Origin of the sequence: Streptomyces sp. NBC_01716 (assembly GCF_036248275.1) — a bacterium.
Classification (GTDB): Bacteria; Actinomycetota; Actinomycetes; order Streptomycetales; family Streptomycetaceae; genus Streptomyces.
In genome coordinates, this window is record NZ_CP109181.1 from 1,759,933 (window position 1) to 1,775,231 (window position 15,299).

The window sequence follows — 15,299 nt, forward strand, 5'->3', positions numbered from 1 at the left end:
TCGGCTGCCGCCTACACGTCCGGGGCCCGGGGCGCGGGGAACTCGTCCTCCGGGTAGTCCTCGATGATCAGCTCGCGCACGTCCGCGTCCGCCGACGCCAGCCCGAACTGCCGGAAGCGGGCGATCAGTTCCGTCGCCCTGATGTCCTCCAGCAGCATCCCCAGCGCGCGCAGGGCGAGCGAGTCGTCACCCTCGTCGCGCAGTGTCCGCTCCATCAGCCGCCCGATCTCCTCGTGCAGGCCCTCCGTGCACGGGTCGCCCGAGCGGGCCAGCCGGCGCAGGACCAGCCGGGCGAAGACGCCGGCCCTGCCGAGGCTCAGCGAGGACGCGTACAGCTCGGGCACGAGCACGCGCACCAGCTCCGGCCGGTTCCACCCGACATCCATCAGCAGATTCAGCGCCGCGAACAGGCCGGGCCCGCCCGCCAGTTCCCTGCGCACCAGAGGCAGCGGATCGGTTTCGAACAGCTTCCTTCGCGCGGCGGACAACCCGTCGCTCGCCCGGACGTAGGCGTCCCACGCCCGTTCCTCGTCCGTTCCGCTGTCGGTGTCGGACCGGCCCATGAACTCCCCCTTGCCACGCCCGCCGTTTCAGTGCGCGGCGAGCCGGAAGCTCAGTTCGCCGAAGCTCACCATGTCCCCGTCGCGCACCACGACCGTCCCCGTCACCCGGCGCCCGTTGACCGTCGTGCCGTTGGTCGACCCGAGATCCCGCAGGATCCACCGCCCGCCCTGCATCCCCAGCTCGGCGTGGAGCCGGGAGACGGTGTCGTGGCTGAGCCGCAGCCCGTTCATGGGATCCCGGCCGATACGCAGCGGGAACGGGCCCGGGTCGGGCAGCAGCAGCTTCGGCAGCCGCTCGACCTGCCAGGCCCTGCGCAGCCGCGCGGAGAACGCGGAAGCCCGCCCCACCGCGCCGAACAGCCGCCGCGCCCAGCGGCCGTCGGTGTCCAGGTCGGCCGTGAGCGCTTCCAGCTCGTCCGACCTGCGCGCGGCCAGCGCCAGATCCATCCGCCGTATGAACGTGTCGTGCGACAGCCTGCCCTGCGCCATTCCTTCTCTCAGGACGGCGAGCACACGGTCGCGCTCGGCGTCGGAGAGCCGCGCGGGATACGTGTGGAACTCGAACGAGGACGTCACACAACTGATTGTCGGGCCGAGTCCTTGACGTGTCCAGAAGGGGCCTGTTCAGGCCGAGAAGTGTCGGCGAAATTGATTCGCCCGTCCCCGGCCGGTCCTTGACGGTGGGCCCCCCTTCCTGGAGGCACATTTCATGACGGAACCGGTCTTCCGCCAACTCACCCCCTCCGAAGCCCCGTTGTTCCGTTCGCTGGCCGACCCGGGGCTCGTGGGCCGCACGGACCGGGCCGCCCAGGAGGAGCTGGACCATGGCCGCGCATTTCGCGCGCGCCGGCTACCCCGTCGTACAGGAGCGCATCAACCTCGTCCCACCGGAAACCCCCCTGGGGTGACGCGTTCACCGAATCGACGCGATCACCAGGCTTCCCGCCTGCCCCCTTGTCACCATGTGGGTGAAGAGTGCCGACGACAGAGGGGGACGACCCGTGCAGTTCGAAGTCTGGGCACCGCAGGCGCAGGACCGTGTCACGCTCCGGATCGGCGAGCCGGCCGACCGCGCCGAGGACGCGCGGTCGGGTGAGGGCGCCGACCACGCCATGGCCCGGGACCCGCTGCGCGACGGCTGGTGGACCGCCGAGGCCCCCGCGGGAGACGGCACGCGCTACGGCTTCGCGCTGGACGGCGGCCCCGTGCTGCCCGATCCCCGCTCCCGCCGCCAGCCGGACGGCCCCGACGGGCTCAGCGCGGTCGTCGACCACGCCTCGTACGAATGGTCCGCGCCGTGGCACGGCCGGCCGCTCCCTGGCGCCGTCCTCTACGAGGTGCACGTGGGCACCTTCACCGCCGATGGCACCCTGGACGCCGCGGCGGCCCAACTGGCCCCGCTGGCCGCGCTCGGCATCACGCACGTGGAGCTGATGCCCGTGTGTCCCTTCCCGGGGACGCACGGCTGGGGGTACGAGGGTGTGTCGCTGTGGGCGGTGCACGAGCCGTACGGCGGTCCCGGGGCGCTGAAGCGTTTTGTCGACGCGGCGCACGAGCTGGGGCTGGGCGTCGTGCTCGACGTCGTGCACAACCACCTTGGCCCGTCCGGCAATTACCTGCCGCGGTTCGGCCCGTACTTCACCGACACGCACCACACCCCCTGGGGATCGGCGGTCAATCTCGACGCCCCGGGCTCGGACGAGGTCCGCGCGTATCTGCGTCAGAGCGCGCTCGCCTGGCTGCGGGACTACCGCTTCGACGGGCTGCGTCTCGACGCGGTGCACGCGCTCGCCGACACCCGCGCGCTGACCTTCCTGGAGGATCTGTCCGCCGCCGTCGACGGGCTCTCGGCGGAGCTGGCCAGGCAGCTGTTCCTGATCGCCGAGTCCGACTTGGGCGATCCTCGTACGACAACGCCGCGCGCGGAGGGCGGTATCGGGCTGCACGCCCAGTGGAACGACGACTTCCACCATGCCGTGCACGCCGCGCTCACCGGTGAATCGCAGGGCTACTACGCGGACTTCGCGGCCGAGCCGCTCGCCGCGGTCGCCAAGACCCTGACCCGGGCCTTCTTCCACGACGGTACGTATTCGAGTTTCCGGGGGCGGACGCACGGCCGCCCTCTCGACCCCGCCAGGACCTCCTCGTACCGCTTCCTCGGCTACGCGCAGACGCACGACCAGATCGGCAACCGCGCCCTCGGCGACCGGCTTTCGGCGACGCTCTCCCCCGGTCTGCTGGCGTGCGCCGCGGCGCTCGTACTCACCGGCCCGTTCACGCCGATGCTCTTCATGGGTGAGGAGTGGGGCGCCCGTACGCCCTGGCAGTTCTTCACCGACCACCAGGACCCTGAGCTGGCGGAGGCCGTACGCACGGGCAGGCGGCGGGAGTTCGCGGCGCACGGCTGGGCGGCCGAGTCCATTCCCGACCCGCAGGACCCGGCGACGCGCGACCGTTCGTGCCTGGACAGGACCGAGGCGCAACGCGAGCCGCACGCCCGCCTGTTGGCCTGGCACCGCGATCTGATCGCCCTGCGCCACAGTCATCCGGATCTGTCGGATCCGGACCTGGCGACGGTGAAGGTGGCGTACGACGAGGGCGCGCGCTGGCTCGCGTACCGGCGCGGCGACGTACGGGTCGCGCTGAACCTGTCCGCGCGCCCGGCCGAGATCCCGCTGGGTGACCGGAGCGGTCAGGTGCTGCTGGCCTGGGAGCCGGTGGAGGCGCCCGGCCCGGAGGGCGTGCTGCGGCTGCCGCCCGAATCGTGCGCGGTGCTCGCGGGAGGCTGAACCGGTGGAATCAGCGGTGAGTGAAACCACCCGTGTTCGTGTGCGCTCGAAGGCCTAGCGTGCACACCATGAAGCAGCGAAATCTGGGCAGGACCGGGCTCCGCGTCAGCGAACTCTGTCTCGGCACGATGACCTTCGTGAAGGACGACGAGGCGGGCGCGCACCGGATACTCGACACCTTCACCGAGGCCGGCGGCACTTTCCTGGACACGGCCGACGCGTACGGCCGGGGCGTCTCGGAGGAGGTCATCGGCGGCTGGCTGAAGGGGCGCGACCGCGACGGGCTCGTCATCGCGACGAAGGTGGCCCTCCCGATGGGCGAGGGCCCCAACGAGGGGGGCCTGAGCCGCAAGCACATCATCGCGTCGGTGGAGGCGAGCCTGCGGCGGCTCGGCACCGACTACATCGACCTCTACCAGACGCATGTCTGGGACGTCAGGACACCGATCGAGGAGACCCTCGGCACGCTCGACACCCTGGTCAAGGCGGGCAAGGTCCGCTACCTGGGCGCGAGCAACGTCTCCCCCGGCCAGCTCCAGCGGGCGCTCGACGTCGCCGACCGGCGGGGCTGGGAGCCGTACGTCTGCCTCCAGCCTATCTACAACCTCCTGGCGCGCGAGGTGGAGTGGGAGCTGCTGCCCCAGAGCGAGGCGGCGGGAGTCGGCGTCATCCCCTACAGCCCGCTCCAGGGCGGCTGGCTGACGGGCAAGTACCGGCGCGGCATGACGTCGGTCCCGGCCGGCAGCCGCGAGTCCCACGGCGACGGCGAGAGCTGGCGGGCGCGGGACAACGAGGAGACCTGGCGGGTCGTGGAGACGGTCCAGGCGGTCGCCGCCGAGACGGAACGCACGCCCTCCCAGGTGGCGCTGCGCTGGCTGCTGGACCGGCCGGGCGTCACGGCCCCGATCATCGGCGCGCGGACGCTCGACCAGCTGAAGGACAATCTGGGTGCGGTGGACTGGGAGTTGACGGCCGGTCAGACCGCGCGCCTGGACGAGGCGAGCGCCCGCCCGCTGCCGTATCCGTACAGCGTGCTGTCGCACTTCAGCTGAGGGGTAATGACCGCCACCGGCACCGAGGCCCCAACTCCCGCCCACACCAGGCTCGTTGACCTGCACCGATCAAAGGCCATCGGGTGGTTGGTGAGGCGAGCGGTCATGAGGGCCTCCCGAGACAGAGAAGCGAGCGGTCGGCAAGGGCCGAGCAGCGGCCCGGCGGGCGGGGGCGAACCGCTCCCGCCCGCCGGGGTGTAGTGCGGGTCAGCGGGTGGTGTAGCCACCGTTGAGGAACAGCGTCTGGCCGTTGGCCCACCAGCCGTCGGTCAGCAGATGCCGCACCCACGGCACAATGTCCTCGATCTTGGTGAGCTCACCGTTCGTGGCCGAAGACTTGTGGTAGGCGATCGAGTCGTCGTCCTCGGCCGGATAGAAGAAGGGCGTGTCCATCGGCCCTGGAGCGATGTTGTTCACCGAGATGTTCCGGCCGAACATCTCCTTCGACAGCGCCCGGGTGAAGTGCTCGACAGGGGCCTTGCTACCCGCGTACGAGGAGTACAGGCCGGTGTAGGCGGCCAGCAGCGACGTGACGATGGTGACGATCTTGCCGCCGTCCTCCATCCGCCGGGCGGCCTCGCGCATCACGAAGAACGCGGCCTTGGAGTTGACCGCGAACATCCGGTCGTACTCCTCCTCCGTGATGTCGGTCAGCGGCTTCTTCAGCACCATGCCGGCCGTGTTGACGCTGTAGTCCAGCTTCCCGAACCGGTTCACGACCTCGTCGAAAACCCGCTCCACCTCGGCAACCCGGGTCAAGTCCCCCTGGATCGCGAATGCTTCACCGGGGCCCGCGTTGATCTGCGCCACCACATCCTCCGCCTTGGCCCGGGAGGAATCGCTGTTGTAGTGCACCGCCACCAAAGCGCCCTCGGCGCCCAGGGTCGTGCTGATCAGCCCGCCCAGATTGCGGGACGCACCGCCGACGAAAGCGACCTTGCCCTCGAGCGTCTTGTCCGGGGTCTTCACCATGACAGCCTCCTGTGGATTCCACGTTCACGGCACGCGCCGGTCAGGTCGCCCCGACCTGGAATGCGCGCCTCCGGAGGAAGGATGCGCCGAGCGCAGGGGGAGGATCTTGAACAATCACCTCATCTTTGGAACAAAAAGATCAGACTGGGAGCCGCATGGCAGCGGGCGAGTGGGCAGACGTGTGCAAGGCTGCCTGGGCAAACAGCCGCTCCGCCCCATCGTTGTGCCCGATCGCCATAACGGGCTCATACTGTTTTTTGTGGTTATCTCTCACATCAAGCCTCACCTGAAGTGCCTCACCAGCAGCGGCGACGACCTTCAGCACGCCGTGGTGGAACGCGCGGTCGAGCGCGCCGCCGGACGCGCCGACACAGCGCCGCCACCCGTCGGCCCGGGTTCACACGTCCTCGTGGTACATACCGGGCGCTCGGCCAATCTGCGCTGGCGCGACGACGGTACCGCTCGCCGGGAGCGCTTCCACACCGGCGAGGCGTTGATCAATCCAGCCGGCCACGCCGCCCAGCCCCGCTGGCAGGACGACGTCGAGCTCATGCTCCTGGGCCTCGATCCACTGTGGCTGGAGAAACTCGCCGCGGAAAGCGGTCTGCAAGGGTCCGTGAAACTCGCCCCCGCATTTCATTTCACCGATCCACTGCTCGCCATGTTGGTGCACCGGCTCGTCGCCACGTACGAAGGTCCCGAACCCACCGAGTCCCTGTACACGGAATCACTCGTCCAGGCAGCCGCCTCCATCGTGCTCAAGGAAGCCATCCAGGGAAACAGACTCCCTGCCCGCGCGGGCGGTATGCCCGCCCGGCGCCTGGGAGAACTGCGGGACTACATCCACGTCAATCTCGGCCAACGCATCGCGCTCGATGAACTCGCCAAGGTCGCGGGGGTCAGCGCGTCGCACCTGAACCGCGTGTTCAAGGCCTCCACCGGTGAGACTCCGCATCAGTACGTGCTGCGCCAACGTGTCGAGCGGGCCCGCGACGCCCTGCTCCACACGGACGACAGCATCGCGGACATCGCACTGGCCTGTGGATTTGCCGACCAGAGCCACCTCACCCGGTCCCTGCGCCGCGCCCTCGGCCTGACCCCGCGCGCGCTTCGCGTGGAACGCACCGCACACCACCCACAGCAAGACCGTTCTGCTTGACTCGTGGACGTCGCGTCCTACTCGGCACAGGTTCACATCGCGGGCTCAGAGCTCGTCGTCCCCGTGTGACGGTGAGACCAGTCGCTCCAGCAGCTCCTGGAAGTCCTCGCCGACCACAATGCGCAGCCCGCCCGCCTCGTGGTTCCCCTCGTCCTTGTCGCTGAGCTGGGTCAGCGTGCCGTCGCGCCACCAGTAGACGTACGGGCTGATCGCGCCCGGCGTGTCCTCGAAGCCGGACGCGGCGAACGACGCCATCGCGTTCAGCGACGGGATGAGGCCGGCGTCACGTATGACATGGAACGCGACCTGGTGGCGGAACGGGAACGCCACCAGCGCGCCGTCCGGGCCGAGTTGCCGCCCGGTGATCTGGTGTACGAGGCTGTCCAGCGCCAGGACGCGGCTCGCGGTGTAGAAGGAGTCGCCCATGACGACCTCGAACCGCATGCCTCCCGCGTCCTTGACCGTCTCCCGCCCCTCGACGGGCAGTTGGCGCAGATTGCCGAGGGCCTGCGCCCGCAACTCGTGCAGCGGGCCCAGCGGTTCCAGCGCCTCGTCGGTGAGCATCATGACGCTCTCGGGGAGGTCGAGCGCGAGGATCTCGTACAGTCCGGGGGCGACGGAGCGCGCGTACGCGAAGGCCTGCGCGTCGAGGCTGTCGCCGCTGATCACCCGCGGGTAGAGCTGGGCCCGGATCTGCGCGGGCGACAGGGTGTCGAGGGCGGAGGGGCCGTCCATGGTCCGCAGCACCATCCCGGCGTGCTGCCGGACGAGTTCGCCCCAGACGCGGGCGCCGCGGTCGTCGTTGTGACAGACGGCGGCGAGGTTGGAGAGCCCGAACTGCCGTCCCGCGCTGTCGGTCACCAGGTCCGAGTAGACGGTGACCTCCAGGCCCCGCTCGGCGAACGCCTCACGCACCTGGCTGCGGAAGAGTGCGGCCTCGTCGGTCGAGAAGAAGGTGAATTCGGGGTCGCGAGGCATCTCGCGCCCGTCCCGTTTCGGCCCACGCCTGAACAACCCCACGTCGTCCGCCTCCCCATGATCGCGCTCGGCTTCGCGCCCCGGTCCCCGTTGCCCCTGTGATCGTCACGTGCGTCGAACGTTCGATGGTAGGCCCTACACCGCCCCTGATGTCGGTTCGGGGGCATACGATGCGGCTCAGCCGGGGCCGACCGTGACCGGAATCACCAGGTCCGCGCGGTGCCTGCCCCGGGCGACGAGCCGGGCGTTGGCCTCGTCGGAGTCCCTGACCCAGCGCTCGGCGTAGGGGCGCTCCTTGCCGAAACGCACATGCCGGTCGACCAGACGCCGCAGGCGTACGGCGTCGTCGAGCTCCAGGAACCACGCCTCGTCGATGAACGCGCGGACCGGCGCCCACGCGCCGTCGTCGTGCAGCAGGTAGTTGCCCTCGGTGATGACGAGCGGTACGTCCGGACCGACCGGGATGCTGCCCGCCACGGCCTCCTCCAGGGCCCGGTCGAACGCGGGCGCATAGACGACGACCCCAGGCGCGGGTGCCCTCAGGCGCCCGAGCAGCGCGGCGTAGCCGACGGCGTCGAAGGTGTCGGGCGCACCCTTGCGCTCGGCGCGGCCGAGCCGGCGCAGCTCGGCCTGGGCGAGGTGGAAACCGTCCATGGGCACGAGCACGGCACTCCCGCCGAGCGCCGCGACGAGCTCCCCCGCGAGCGTGGACTTCCCCGCACCCGGCGCGCCCGCGATGCCGAGGATCCGGCGCTGCCCGGTGGCGGCGAGCCCCCGGGCGCGACGGATGAGTACGTCGAGCTGCCGCGCGTCCATGTCGGCATTGTTCCATCCGGGGCGGTGGGGGCCAGGTGGCCCTTCCGCCGCCTTGCCCGACCCCTGGTCATACGTATAACCTCCCGCCATGCCTCATATCGCCCTGGTCACCCTCGTCGTCCGCGACTACGACGAGGCCATCGCCTTCTACACCGGATCCCTCGGCTTCGAGCTGGTCGAGGACACCGACCGGGGCGACGGCTCCCGCTGGGTCGCCGTACGGCCGCGCGGCGGCGCCGGGGCGCTCCTGCTGGCCCGCGCGGCCGACGACGCCCAGCGGGCGAGCGTCGGCGCGCAGACCGGCGGCCGGGTCGGCTTCTTCCTGCACACGGACGACTTCGCGCGGGACCACGCCCGGATGACGGCGGCGGGGGTGCGCTTCCTGGAGGACCCCCGGCACGAGCCGTACGGCACGGTGTCGGTCTTCGAGGACCTGTACGGCAACCGCTGGGACCTCCTCCAGCCGACGCCGGTCTGAGAGCTAGGGCCTGTCCGGCGGATCTTCGTGGATCAGCCCGGGGCGTCTGGTGCGGTGCATCGCAAGGCGGAGGATCGGGCTCGTACTGGACGTACTTGGCCGACTCCGACAACGCCGCGAGGTGCCGTACCAGGCGCCCCGGGCCCGCGAAGATCCGCCGGACAGGGCCTAGGAGCTGTTCGAAGTTCGGATCTTGCGAGGTTCAATGGTGTGCTGGCCTGGGCTGGTAGAACTCCTGCGTGGCGCGTTTTGATGTGACGGATCCCGAGTGGGAGTTGATCGAGGGACGTCTGCCGGTGGCGGCGACGGGTCCGCTGCCTCGACGGGTGCGGGACCAGTTCAACGGCGTGCTGTGGAGGTTTCGCACCGGCAGCGGCTGGCGTGATGTCCCGGAACGCTACGGGCCCTGGTCCACGGTGTATTCACGGTTCAGAGCCTGGTCGAAGGCCGGGGTGTTCCAAGCGCTGATGGACGGTCTGATCGCCGAGGCTGCTGCACGCGGGCAGGTCGGGCTGGAACTGGTCAGTGTGGATTCCACGGTCGTGCGGGCCCATCACGAATCGGCAGGTCTGGCGATCGCCGGGGAGACCCTGGACGCACTCGAACAGGCACTGACCGAGGAAAAGGGGGTTCCGCTGCCGGAACAGGGACCGGTCCTGCGGGTGATGCGCCACCGCCGGTATCCGGCGCGGGCGACTCGCAGGAGGGCCGGGAGCGGTCCGCGGCACGGCGCCGTCGCCGGGCACGGGCGGAGGCGGCCGGGCTCGGCAGGTCCAGAGGCGGGCTGAGCAGCAAGGTCCACGCCGCGGTCGACGCGGCGGGACTGCCACTGGTGCTCGTGCTGACCCCGGGCCAGGCGGCGGACTGCCCGCAGTTCCAGGTGGTGCTCGGCCGGATCCGCGTCGCAGGCCCCAGGGGCCGCCCGCGCACCCGGCCCGGGGCGGTGGCCGCCGACAAGGCCTACTCGTCCAAGGCCAACCGCGCCTACCTGCGCAGACGCGGGATCACCGCAGTCATCCCGGAAAAGAACGACCAAGCTGCCAACCGCCGGAAGAAGGGCTCGGCCGGCGGCCGGCCCGTCGTCTTCGACGCGCACCGCTACAAGCAGCGCAACACTGTGGAGCGCTGCTTCCAGAAGATCAAGACCTGGCGTGGGCTCGCCACCCGCTATGACAAGTCCCCCGAGAGCTACGAGGCAGGACTTCACCTCCGGGGATCGCTCATGTGGCTGAAGCAGCTCACCTCAACTACATGATCCGAACCCCAAACAGCCCCTAGTTGCCCGGCAACGGGAAGGCGACCGGGCTGCGTTTGCCGTTGCGGTTGAACGCTCGGACGCCGAAGAAGACGTTGTCCTTGGACAGGTCCACCGTGTGCGTGGTCACGAGACCGACCTTGATCACGTGCGTCCATTCGGAGTCCGTCGTCTCGCGCCACACCACCTCGTAGCCCGCCAGGTCCGGCTCCGTGCCCAACTCCCATTTCAGCTCGGTGTCGTTGGTGAGGTTGCTCGTGACGATCCGCGCCTCGCGCGGCGTACCGGGTGCCTGGGCCAGGGTCCACAGCACCGCGCCGTTCACCCGGGTCACACGCGCGATGTAGTCGAAGTCGCAGAACTCGGGCAGGTCGCCGTACTGCTTTCCGTCCTCGACCCGTACGTCCTGGTGCTGGTGCGCGAAGTCCTCGGCGGGTTCGGTGAACCGGGCCGCCGGATAGCCCTGTTCGAGGAACGGGATGTGGTCCCCGCCCCGCAGATAACGGTCGCGCCGGTAGACCACGCGTACGTTCATGCCCGTCGCGTCGTTGGACCCCACGTCGCTGACGAAGCGGGCGAGCTGCCGGGTCGCCGAGTCGTTCTCGCCGCCCACCGAGCGGCGGGTGTTGGCCTGCGCCGGGGTCTCGGACGTCGGCACACCCTCGGTGAACAGCCGCACCGTGTACGGGTCGCGGGTGCCGTCGTCGGCGCGCGAGCTGCCGATGATGTCGTTGGTGAACATGCCCTGGATGTCGGCGCCCGCCGCCTTGAACTGCCGTGCGGCGTACCCCGATCCGTACAGCCCCTGCTCCTCGCCGGCGACCGCGACGAACACGATCGTCGCCGCCGGCCGCCGCTTCGCCAGCACCCGCGCGAGCTCCATCACGAGCGCGACACCGGACGCGTCGTCGTCGGCGCCGGGCGCGTCGCTGGTCGCGTCCATGACGTCGCTGACCCGCGAGTCGTAGTGCCCGGCGACCACGTACACCCGGTCGGGATCGACCGAACCACGCAGTGTGGCAACGACGTTGGTGATCCGCGTCGCCACCGGGATCCGCGACGCGGGCTCCTGGATGTACGACTGGAGCTCGGCGGTCATCCGGCCACCGGACACCGCCGCGTACTTCTTCATCTCGGCCAGGATCCAGTCCCGCGCGGCGCCGATCCCGCGCTCGGGGTCGTCCTGGACGGACAGCGTGTGCCGGGTCCCGAACGCGGCGAGCCGCCGCACGGTCGCCTCGATACGGTCCGCGTCGATCTCCTTGAGCAACGTGCGCAACTCCCGGTCGGGCGCCTGCGCGGTGACAGGCCCGTGCCGGCCGTCACCGGTCGCCGCGACCGCCTGCCCGGCGGAGACGGTCAGCGGTACGGCTGTCGCGGCGGTCACGGCGGCGGCGGAAGTGAGCACGGTCCTTCTGCGCGGCATTCCAGCGGGCTGCTCAGACATGGAAATTCCTTTCCAGAACGATGAACCGGCGCCTCATCGTCATGGACAGGACAACTTCCACACAAGCCCACGGCTCGTGAAGGGCCGGCCGGCGCGGAAGGGAACGCCGCACGGCGGAAAGCTCCGTAAGGGCCCTGTGGAAAGGCCCTTACGGAATCGCGGTCAGGCCCCGTCGGGAGTCAGTCGCAGGGAGATCGAGTTGATGCAGTACCGCTGGTCCGTCGGTGTGGCGTAGCCCTCGCCCTCGAAGACGTGGCCCAGGTGCGAGCCGCAGCGGGAGCAGCGGACCTCCGTGCGGACCATGCCCATCGAGCGGTCCTCGATGAGCTCGACCGCGTCGGTGTCCTTCGGGTCGTAGAAGGACGGCCAGCCGCAGTGGGACTCGAACTTCGTGCCGGAGCGGAACAGCTCCGCGCCGCACGCGCGACAGGAGTAGACGCCCTCCGTCTTGGTGTCCGTGTACTCACCGACGAAGGCGGGCTCCGTGCCGGCCTCGCGCAGCACCCTGTACTCGGCCGGGGACAGTTCCTCGCGCCACTGCTCGTCGGGCTTGTCGATGTCGTACGCCATGACTTCCTCTCTCGCTCCTCAGTGGGGCAGCCGGGCCAGAATCTCCGGACCGAGGTCCGTGACATCCCCGGCCCCCATGGTGAGAACGAGATCCCCGGGCTCCGCCATTCCCGCCAGGGTCTCTGCCACCGCGCCCTTGTCGTGCACGGCCCTGGCGTCGGCGCCCGCGCGCTCCGCCGCCTCGACGATCAGCGCGCTGGTGATGCCGGGGATCGGGTCCTCGCGGGCCGGATAGATGTCGAGTACCACCGACGCGTCGGCCAGGGCGAGCGCCTGGCCCATCTCCGTGCCGAGCTCCCGCGTGCGCGAGAAGAGGTGCGGCTGGAAGACGACGAGCAGCCGGGAGCCGGGCTCGGCGGCGGCGCGCATCGCCTCCAGGTCGGCGGTCATCTCGGTGGGGTGGTGCGCGTACGAGTCGATGACCTGCACGCCGTTCGCCTCGCCCTTGAGCTGGAGGCGGCGCTTGACGCCGGTGTACTTGCCGAGCGCGGAGGCGAGGTTGTGCGCGGGGACGCCGAGCGCGACGCCCGCCGCGAGGGCGGCCACGGCGTTGTGCGCGTAGTGGCGGCCGGGGACCGAGACCGTGAAGGTGAGGAAGCGGCCTGCCAGGACGACGGTGACCTCGCTGGTCAGACCGCGCGGGGTGACCTTGTGGACGCGTACGTCGGCGTCCGCCGCCTCGCCGTACGTCACGATCTTGAGCGAGGCCCGGTCGCGCACCTTCGCGGTCAGCTCGACCGCGCCCGGCTGGTCGGCGGCGACGACCAGCGTGCCGCCGGGGGCGATCTTGCCGACGAACGTCTCGAAGGACTCGTAGATCTCGTCCATGGACGCGTAGTTGGCGTGGTGGTCCAGCTCGACGTTGAGGACGATCGCGACCTCAGGGTCGTACTTCTGGAAGCTGCGGTCGCTTTCATCCGCCTCGGCGACGAAGATGTCGCCCGCACCGTGCCGGGCGTTGGTGCCGGGCCCCTCCAAGTCGCCGCCGATGGCGTACGACGGGTCGAGGCCCAGCTCCGTGAGGGCGACGGCCAGCATGGAGGTCGTCGTCGTCTTGCCGTGCGTACCGGCGACGGCGATGGACCGCAGGCCGCCGCCCATCAGGGCGGCGAGCGCGTCGGAACGGTGCACGACCGGGACGGACAGCTCGGCGGCCCGCACCAGCTCCGGGTTGTCCGCCCGGATCGCGCTGGAGACGACCACGCACGAGGCGTCGTCGGCGAGGTGCTCCGCCGCGTGGCCGATGTGGACCGTCGCGCCGAGGGCGCGCAGGGCCTCGGCGGTGCCGGACTCCTTCGCGTCACTGCCCGCGACCTTCGCACCGCGCTGGGTGAGGATCTTGGCGATACCCGACATTCCGGCGCCGCCGATGCCGATGAAGTGCGGCCGTTCCATGGCGGTGGGGATACCGGATGCCATACGTGTTCTCCCAGGTGGTGCGGTGCGGGTGCGGTGAGAGCTGTGCGCTTTCGCGGGCCGCCGGCCGGGTGCCGTCGGCGCTCTCCCAGCCTATTCGCTCCGGCCCGCCCCGTTGGTCTCCCCTTCGGTCCTGCCCCGGGCGCTGTCGCCGTTCCGCGCGCCGTTCCCGGTGTCGTCCTCCGCGCTGTGCGCGAAGAGCTTGAGGACCGGCACACCGACCTTGTGACGTGCGCGCGATGCCCAGTCCCGGTGGAAGAACTCCTCCACGTAGTGCGGCGCGGTCAGCACGATCACCTCGTCGGCAGCCGCCTCCTCCACCACCGACTTGAGGTGGTCGAGCGGGTGCTTCTCGACCACCACGCCGTTGGCCTGCCGGCCCGCCGCTCTCAGGGCGGCCAGCGAGTGCGCCAGCGCCATCTCGGCGGGCTCGCGCGCCTCGGCGCCCTCCAGTACGTCGCCTTCGCGGCCGGCCTCCCCCAGCTCGCCGAACGCGACGTCGTCGATGGCGCGCAGCAGCGCGTCGACCTGGTCGCCGCGTGGCTGCATGAGCACGATGAAGCGGACCTCCTCGTCGCCGTGGAGGGTGGTGACGAATTCGACGTCCACGGACGACAGGGCCTTCTCGATCATCAATACGCTTGTGAACACGACAGGCGCCCTTCGTCGTTCAGGGGCCGCTGCGGCCCACTGCGTAAACCATCCTTCCCCGTGTCCGCACGGGGTCTGCGTGAGTAAGTGTGCCCAGCGGGGACTAACCGGAACAGAGAATTCCGCTCAATGTCGGATCCGACGGTATCGGGTGAAAAGGAACCCGGCCTCCTCCAGTACGGCCGCCAGGCCGAAGCGCTCGGGGTCCGCGAGATCCGGCCCACCGGTGATGCGCTGGGCACTGCCCACCGTGAGCAGGGGCGCGACCGTCAGGCAGAGCTCGTCCAGTACGCCGGCCGCCACGAACTGGCCGAGCAGCCGGGGTCCGCCCTCCGCGAGCTGCCGTACGAGACCCATGTCCGCCAGGGCCCCGACCGCCCTGTCCGCGTCGACGCCGGGCCCGTCCCCGGCGATCAGCACGCGCGCGCCCGCCTTCTCCGCGTCGCGGATCCGGTCGGGGGACGCGGCGGCGCCGGTCAGGACCAGGGTCTGGACGAGGGGCGAGGTGAAGAGGGGAAGCGAGAAGTCGAGATTCAGACTCGCGGTGACGACGGCGATCGCGGGTGCGGCCGTCTGCCCGGCGGCGGCGCGGCGCTCGGCGAACGCGTCGCGCGCCCGGGCGGGACGGTAGCCCTCCAGGCGAACCGTTTCCGCACCGACGAGTACGACATCGGCCAGCCCTCGCAGGGTGCCGAAGATCCGCATGTCGGCGTCGGACGAGATGCCCTGCGAGCGCCCGTCGTGCTGGGCGGCGCCGTCGAGCGTGGAGACCATGTTGGCGCGCAGCCAGCGGGGGGAGTCGGTGGTCGGGGTTGGGTACGCGTACGCCTCGGCCAGTTCGTCCAGCGTCCACTCGCGGTCCACGGGGGTGGGGGCGGATGCGGTCGGATCGGTGACGGGGAAGAGACGTCGCATGCGCAGCAGTCTGACACGCGGGGTCGCACACAGTCACAGGGCTCCGCGCCCCGCGCGCGCCGGTCGGGGGCGGGGCGTTCTGTCCTCAATCGCCGGACGGGCTGGGTGCGCTGCCCGCACGTGGCGGGCGAAGGTGTCCGCGTACGCCGCTGACGCGTGCTGCCGGGCCACTTTCCGTGCGGGGGTCCTCAAACGCCGGACGGGCTGAGTGTGCTGCCCGCACGTGGCGGGCGACCAT

Annotated in this window: 13 protein-coding genes and 2 pseudogenes; 5 read left to right on the forward strand and 10 right to left on the reverse strand. The window is 70.5% G+C overall.

What is annotated here, in order from left to right; genetic code table 11:
- Window positions 1-11: 11 nt before the first annotated feature.
- Window positions 12-563: a hypothetical protein gene (locus OIE74_RS07600; protein ID WP_329379795.1), complete on the reverse strand. Its 552-nt coding sequence runs from the start codon at window positions 561-563 to the stop codon at window positions 12-14.
- 27 nt (window positions 564-590) lie between these two features.
- Entirely contained in the window at window positions 591-1,139 is a 549-nt protein-coding gene (locus OIE74_RS07605) for a DUF1707 and FHA domain-containing protein (RefSeq protein WP_329379798.1), read from the reverse strand.
- A 425-nt stretch (window positions 1,140-1,564) separates the two neighbouring features.
- Here OIE74_RS07605 and treZ point away from each other — a divergent pair, with 425 nt between their 5' ends.
- Both treZ and OIE74_RS07615 read left to right on the forward strand, forming a co-directional pair.
- On the forward strand, window positions 1,565-3,352 hold the full coding sequence (gene treZ, locus OIE74_RS07610; RefSeq protein WP_329379801.1) for a malto-oligosyltrehalose trehalohydrolase: 1,788 nt from the start codon (window positions 1,565-1,567) through the stop codon (window positions 3,350-3,352).
- A 68-nt stretch (window positions 3,353-3,420) separates the two neighbouring features.
- Window positions 3,421-4,404, forward strand: a complete 984-nt coding sequence (locus OIE74_RS07615; protein ID WP_329379804.1) for an aldo/keto reductase — start codon at window positions 3,421-3,423, stop codon at window positions 4,402-4,404.
- Between the two features lie 207 nt (window positions 4,405-4,611).
- Here OIE74_RS07615 and OIE74_RS07620 read toward each other — a convergent pair whose 3' ends face one another.
- The gene (locus OIE74_RS07620) at window positions 4,612-5,376 is read right to left on the reverse strand and encodes an SDR family oxidoreductase (protein WP_329379807.1); all 765 of its coding nucleotides are present in this window, start codon (window positions 5,374-5,376) and stop codon (window positions 4,612-4,614) included.
- Window positions 5,377-5,482: 106 nt separating this feature from the next.
- On the opposite strand from OIE74_RS07620, the gene OIE74_RS07625 reads away from it, so the two are divergent.
- On the forward strand, window positions 5,483-6,535 hold the full coding sequence (locus tag OIE74_RS07625) for an AraC family transcriptional regulator (protein ID WP_329379810.1): 1,053 nt from the start codon (window positions 5,483-5,485) through the stop codon (window positions 6,533-6,535).
- A 45-nt stretch (window positions 6,536-6,580) separates the two neighbouring features.
- Here OIE74_RS07625 and OIE74_RS07630 read toward each other — a convergent pair whose 3' ends face one another.
- Window positions 6,581-7,555 carry a hypothetical protein gene (locus OIE74_RS07630; protein WP_329379813.1) on the reverse strand — a complete coding sequence of 325 codons (975 nt, stop codon included), beginning with the start codon at window positions 7,553-7,555 and terminating at the stop codon, window positions 6,581-6,583.
- Between the two features lie 135 nt (window positions 7,556-7,690).
- A complete protein-coding gene (locus OIE74_RS07635) occupies window positions 7,691-8,329 on the reverse strand; it encodes a nucleoside/nucleotide kinase family protein (RefSeq protein ID WP_329379816.1) in 639 nt (212 codons plus the stop codon).
- Between the two features lie 88 nt (window positions 8,330-8,417).
- Here OIE74_RS07635 and OIE74_RS07640 point away from each other — a divergent pair, with 88 nt between their 5' ends.
- Window positions 8,418-8,807, forward strand: coding sequence for a VOC family protein (locus tag OIE74_RS07640; RefSeq protein ID WP_329379819.1), 390 nt, complete (start codon window positions 8,418-8,420; stop codon window positions 8,805-8,807).
- Between the two features lie 239 nt (window positions 8,808-9,046).
- Window positions 9,047-10,062: pseudogene (locus tag OIE74_RS07645) on the forward strand (IS5 family transposase).
- A 19-nt stretch (window positions 10,063-10,081) separates the two neighbouring features.
- Here OIE74_RS07645 and OIE74_RS07650 read toward each other — a convergent pair.
- The 5 genes and pseudogenes from OIE74_RS07650 to OIE74_RS07670 all read right to left on the reverse strand — a co-directional run bounded on the left by OIE74_RS07650 (window position 10,082) and on the right by OIE74_RS07670 (window position 15,061).
- Window positions 10,082-11,509 (reverse strand): M20/M25/M40 family metallo-hydrolase, encoded by a 1,428-nt coding sequence (locus tag OIE74_RS07650; RefSeq protein WP_329379823.1) that lies wholly within the window; start codon window positions 11,507-11,509, stop codon window positions 10,082-10,084.
- 162 nt (window positions 11,510-11,671) lie between these two features.
- Window positions 11,672-12,079, reverse strand: coding sequence for a peptide-methionine (R)-S-oxide reductase MsrB (msrB, locus tag OIE74_RS07655; protein WP_329379826.1), 408 nt, complete (start codon window positions 12,077-12,079; stop codon window positions 11,672-11,674).
- Between the two features lie 18 nt (window positions 12,080-12,097).
- Window positions 12,098-13,498: a UDP-N-acetylmuramate--L-alanine ligase gene (gene murC, locus OIE74_RS07660; RefSeq protein ID WP_329379829.1), complete on the reverse strand. Its 1,401-nt coding sequence runs from the start codon at window positions 13,496-13,498 to the stop codon at window positions 12,098-12,100.
- A gap of 183 nt (window positions 13,499-13,681) precedes the next feature.
- Window positions 13,682-14,146, reverse strand: a pseudogene (locus OIE74_RS07665) (indole-3-glycerol phosphate synthase); the annotation flags it as partial.
- Between the two features lie 126 nt (window positions 14,147-14,272).
- Entirely contained in the window at window positions 14,273-15,061 is a 789-nt protein-coding gene (locus OIE74_RS07670) for a pyrimidine reductase family protein (protein ID WP_329379834.1), read from the reverse strand.
- Between the last annotated feature and the right edge of the window lie 238 nt (window positions 15,062-15,299).